At 74.3% G+C, this 4,436-nt stretch carries 5 protein-coding genes; all 5 read right to left on the bottom strand.

Annotation, left to right across the window (positions count from 1 at the left end; genetic code table 11):
* Positions 1-10: 10 nt before the first annotated feature.
* Positions 11-1,024, bottom strand: coding sequence for a zinc-binding dehydrogenase (locus tag AB8Z75_RS32190; RefSeq protein WP_369208236.1), 1,014 nt, complete (start codon positions 1,022-1,024; stop codon positions 11-13).
* Positions 1,021-2,187 carry a mandelate racemase/muconate lactonizing enzyme family protein gene (locus AB8Z75_RS32185; RefSeq protein WP_369208234.1) on the bottom strand — a complete coding sequence of 389 codons (1,167 nt, stop codon included), beginning with the start codon at positions 2,185-2,187 and terminating at the stop codon, positions 1,021-1,023. Before AB8Z75_RS32185 ends, AB8Z75_RS32190 begins: the two co-directional genes overlap by 4 nt.
* A 173-nt stretch (positions 2,188-2,360) precedes the next feature.
* Complete coding sequence (locus AB8Z75_RS32180; protein ID WP_369208233.1) at positions 2,361-2,744, bottom strand: DUF3662 domain-containing protein; 384 nt, start codon at positions 2,742-2,744, stop codon at positions 2,361-2,363.
* Positions 2,745-3,126: 382 nt separating this feature from the next.
* Complete coding sequence (locus AB8Z75_RS32175; RefSeq protein WP_369208231.1) at positions 3,127-3,522, bottom strand: DUF2795 domain-containing protein; 396 nt, start codon at positions 3,520-3,522, stop codon at positions 3,127-3,129.
* A 10-nt stretch (positions 3,523-3,532) separates the two neighbouring features.
* Complete coding sequence (locus AB8Z75_RS32170; RefSeq protein ID WP_369208229.1) at positions 3,533-4,258, bottom strand: VOC family protein; 726 nt, start codon at positions 4,256-4,258, stop codon at positions 3,533-3,535.
* Positions 4,259-4,436 lie beyond the last annotated feature (178 nt).

Here is a 4,436-nt window from a genome sequence, read left to right as displayed (position 1 = left end):
GCGGGGGTCTTCAGGGGTGGAGCAGGATCTTGCCGACCGCCGGATCGCCGCCGCCGGTGAGGGCGACGGCCTTCTCGAAGTCGTGCAGGGGCAACCTGTGGGTGACCAGCGGCAACGGGTCGAGCAGCCCGCAGGCGAACGTGCGCACCGCGTGCGCCCAGGCGGCGGGCGGCGCCCCGAAGACGGTGTGCACCTCGGCCTGGCCGAGCACGAGCGCGGCCGGATCGAGCCCGGGGCCCGCCGCGGGCGGCAGGCCGGTGAGCACGAGCCGGCCGCCGCGCCGCAGCAGCCCGGCCGCCTGCCGTGCGGACCCGGCCGCGCCCGCCGCCTCGACGACGACGTCGTAGCCGCCGAGGCCGTCGGTCTCCTGGTGGTGCCGGTAGCCGGTGGCGCCGAACGCGGCGGCGAGCGCGGCGCGTTCGGGCCGCGCCCCGGTCGCCAGCAGCTCGGCGGGCGATCCTGCCGCCAGCAGCCTGAGCGCCAGCATGCCGAGCGTGCCGTCCCCCACGACGGCCACCCGGTCGCCGGGTCGCACCCCGGCGCGCAGCGCGGCGGCGGCCACGCACGCGGCCGGCTCCAGCAGCGCGGCGGCGTCCAGGTCCGCCTCGTCGGGCAGCGGGTGCAGCAGCCGGGCGGGCAGCGTGAGGGTGGGGGCCATGGCGCCTGGCTCGGTGAAGCCCGTCTCGGCGTATCCGGCCTCGCACAGCGTGGTCTGGCCGGTGCGGCAGCGCGCGCACACCTGGCAGTTGCGGAACCCCTCCCCCACCGCCTTGCGGCCCGCCAGCGCCTCGGGCACCCCCGCGCCGACCTCGACGACGGTGCCCGACCACTCGTGCCCCGGCGTGACGGGATAGCGGGCGTACGGCGCGGGGCGGCTGCCCAGGTACAGCTCGCGGTCGCTGCCGCAGATCCCGGCCGCGTGCACCCGCACCTGGGCCTCGCCCGGGCCCGGCGGGCGCGGCGTGTGCGGGGCGAGGCGGACGGTGCCCGGTGCGTCGAGGAGGACGGCGGCGCCCCCGCTCACCGGGTGCCGCCCGTGGGGTTCCGCGTCTCCCAGCCCTCGGCCCACAGGTCGAAGTGGGCCCGCTGCTGCGGGAATGCGGCCGCCGCCTCGACGTCCAGCTCGACGCCGAGTCCGGGGGCGTGGCTCAGGGCGAAGCAGCCGGTCTCGGGATCGACCCGGGGGGCGCCCTTGACGACCTGCTGGATCTCGGCGTCGGCGAAGTCGTTGAAGTGTTCCAGGACCTTGAAGTTGGGGGTGGCGAAGCCGACCTGGAGGCTGGCGGCGGTCAGCACCGGGCCACCCACGTTGTGCGGGGCGAGCAGCATGTAGTGGGTCTCGGCGGTGGCGGCCAACTTGCGGGTCTCGGCGATGCCGCCGAGGTGGCCGAGGTCGGGCTGGAGGATGTCGGCGGCCTGGCTTTCGAACAGTTCGCGGAACTCGATCCGGTCGTGGATGCGCTCGCCGGTGGCCACCGGTGTCTCGACCTTCTCGGCGACCTTCGCCAGTGCCCTGAGGTTCTCCGGCGGCACCGGCTCCTCCAGCCACGCGGGCCGGAACGGTGCCATCTCGCGGGCCAGTCGCACGGCGGTGGCCGGGGCGAAGCGTCCGTGCATCTCCAGCATCAGCTCGGCGTCGGGCCCGATCGCGTCCCTGACCGCCTCGATGAGGGAGACGGCGTAGCGCGTGTCCTGGTGGGAGAGTTCGAGGTGCCCGGTGCCGAACGGGTCGATCTTCAGGGCGCGGTAGCCGCGGGCCATGACGTCCTTGGCGGCGCGGTGGTAGGCCTCGGGGGTGCGTTCGGTGGTGTACCAGCCGTTGGCGTACGCCCGCACACTGTCGGTGACGTTGCCGCCCAGCAGCTGCCAGACGGGCACGCCCAGCGCCTTGCCCTTGATGTCCCAGCAGGCCGTCTCGACGCAGGCGATGCCGGACATCACGATCTCGCCGGCCCGCCCGTAGTCCCCGTACTTCATGCGCCGCACCAGGTCCTCGGTGCGGAACGGGTCGGAGCCCGCGATGTGGTTGGCCTCGGCCTCGCGCAGATAGCCGAGCAGCGCGTCGGTGTGGCCCAGCATCCGGGTCTCGCCGACGCCGGTGAGGCCCTCGTCGGTGTGGACCTGGACGTAGGTCAGGTTCCGCCAAGGGGTGCCGACCACATGGGTGCTGATGCCGGTGATACGCACGAGAGCCGCTCCCTGTCACTCGCTGCCGCACCGAGGTCGCGGCGCCGACGTGTTCGATATTTCGTCAGTCGTTCGAAATCGCGAGGGTGACAGTAGGGAGGGGGTCAGGGGGTGTCAATGGCGAGGACGCGTCTTCGTGTTGGAGTTTGTGCGTTCATCCCCGCCGGACGGCGTCAGGGGCGGGGGGTGATGCTGCTGTGGAGGCGGTAGCGGAGCGGCTCGTGGCCGTCCCTGGGCGGCCGCAGCCGGACGGCGACCGGGCCCGCGAAGCTGAAGTGCCGCTGCGCCGCGTGCCGTCGCACCTCCGAGGCGAGCCGCTCACCCACGGCACCCGCCTCGCTCTCCAGCCGGGCGTAGCTGTCGGCGGGCAGCTCCAGCACGAAGGAGTTGGGCACCACGGTGCGGCCCCGGCCGACGATCACCGCGTTGCTGTCGCACGCGCGGCGCAGCATCCCGACCACCTCGACCGGCTCCTCACCGCTCCGGCGGCGCAGCAGCCCCCACAGGGAGGTGGAAATCCGTTCCATCCTGCTCTCGACGTCCCGCAAAATCCTCATCGGTCCCCGTTGCCCGCCCGACGCGTCCTGCATGTCCCCCCGAACGGGTGGTACGTGCGACACGAGGTTCACCGCCCGGGCGCGGGCGGGGGCCAGGCGCGCGGCGTGGGCGGCCGAGACCCGGGCGCGCGGCGTGGGCGCGCGGCGTGGGCGCGCGGCGTGGGCGCGCGGCGTGGGCGCGCGGCGTGGGCGGGGCCCAGGCGCACGGCACGAGCGGCCGAGATCCGGGCGCGCGGCACGAGCGGCCGGGGCCCAGGCGGGCGGCACGAGCGGCCGAGACCCGGGCGCGCGGCATGGGCGCGCGGCATGGGCGCGCGGCGTGAGCGGGCCGCCTCCGGCCGGCGCGTGGGGAACGGCGCCGGCCGGGGGCGGCCGGCCGCCGTCAGCTGCGGCGGGCCTCGGTGTGCAGGCCCAGCGCCTGTACCAGTTCCTGGACGTTGGCGTACCGGGTGTCGGCGGGCAGGTCCTTCGCCAGCTCGACGAGCCGGTCGGGGGCGTGCTCGGCCCGCAGCGTGTCCAGTACCTCCTCGCGGCCCGTCGGGTACAGGTGACGGCCCAGGTGCTGCGCGATCTCGGAGCGCAGTTCCACGTCACGCGAGTCCATCCCGGCGGGTGTGCCGCCGGTCCGCAGGGCGCGGGGGTCGCGGTCGGCCTCGGGCTGGTCCTCGGCCGACGGCTCCATCTCACGCCCCTCCTCACGGTTGGAACGCAGGTCGCCCTGGAGGCGCTTCTTGGCCTCGTCGTCCTGGATCGGGCCGTTCTTGTCGTTCTCCTGCATGGTGTGCTCCTTACGTGCTGAGCAGACAGAAGGAGGCGCCCTTGGGGTCACGGAGGGTAACCGTCCGCCCCAGGGGTCCTTCCCTGGGCGGCGTGACGACCTCGCCGCCCTCCCGTTCCGCGGCGTCGACCGCCGCGTCAAGATCGGGTACCCGAAAGTACGGCTCCCACCGGGTCCGGATCCGCGGGTCCGGCGGCGACTCCAGTGCGCCGCCCCGCAGCCCGGCCACCGGGTGCCCATCCACCCTGACCACGATCTCGTCGTACTGCTCCTCATAGGTGACCCCGTGGCTGGGGTCGTTCATCCAGTCGAAGATCTCTCCGTAGAAGACCGCGGCGGCGAAGGCGTCGCGGGTGTGCAGCTGGAGCCAGGCGGGCGCGGGGCCCGTGCCCACGCCCCAGGAAGCGGGTCCGTCCCCCTGCCAGAGCCCGAACGGCGCGCCCCACTGGTCCGCCGCGATGACGGCGCGGCCTCCTCCCGTGCGCAGCGGGCCGACCGCGACGGTGGCGCCGCGCTCGGTGATGCGCTCCGCGACCACGTCGGCGTCCTCGACGTGGAAGTACACCGACCAGCGCTCGGCCTCGGGGCCCGTGCCCTCGGCCAGCTGGTTGAGGCCGGCCACCGGCTGTCCGTCCACCGTGGCGATGCGGGCGTCGGGGCCGTCGGAGTAGGCCTGGAAGGTCCAGCTCAGCACGGGTCCGTAGAACTCTTCGGCGGCCCGTTGATCGGGGGTCATCAGACTCACCCAACAGGGCACTCCGCCGACCGAAGCCATGAATCCGCCTTCCCTCTGCCCGAGGAACGTCCGTGCTCCACTCAGGGTACATAGCGGCGCGAAATGGGCATAACGGAATGACGCATCCCGGTCTTCCGGCGCGCCCCGCCCGACACCGCCCGACCCGCCCCTCCTTCCC

This window comes from Streptomyces sp. PU-14G (assembly GCF_041028275.1).
Lineage (GTDB): Bacteria > Actinomycetota > Actinomycetes > Streptomycetales > Streptomycetaceae > Streptomyces.
This window is presented reverse-complemented; position numbering and strand designations above follow the sequence as displayed.

Bases quoted from the DNA above. Each gene is read 5' to 3' on its own strand.
- AB8Z75_RS32180 (WP_369208233.1), bottom strand. From the start codon at position 2,744: ATGAGGATTTTGCGGGACGTCGAGAGCAGGATGGAACGGATTTCCACC.
- AB8Z75_RS32175 (WP_369208231.1), bottom strand. From the start codon at position 3,522: ATGCAGGAGAACGACAAGAACGGCCCGATCCAGGACGACGAGGCCAAG.
- AB8Z75_RS32170 (WP_369208229.1), bottom strand. From the start codon at position 4,258: ATGACCCCCGATCAACGGGCCGCCGAAGAGTTCTACGGACCCGTGCTG.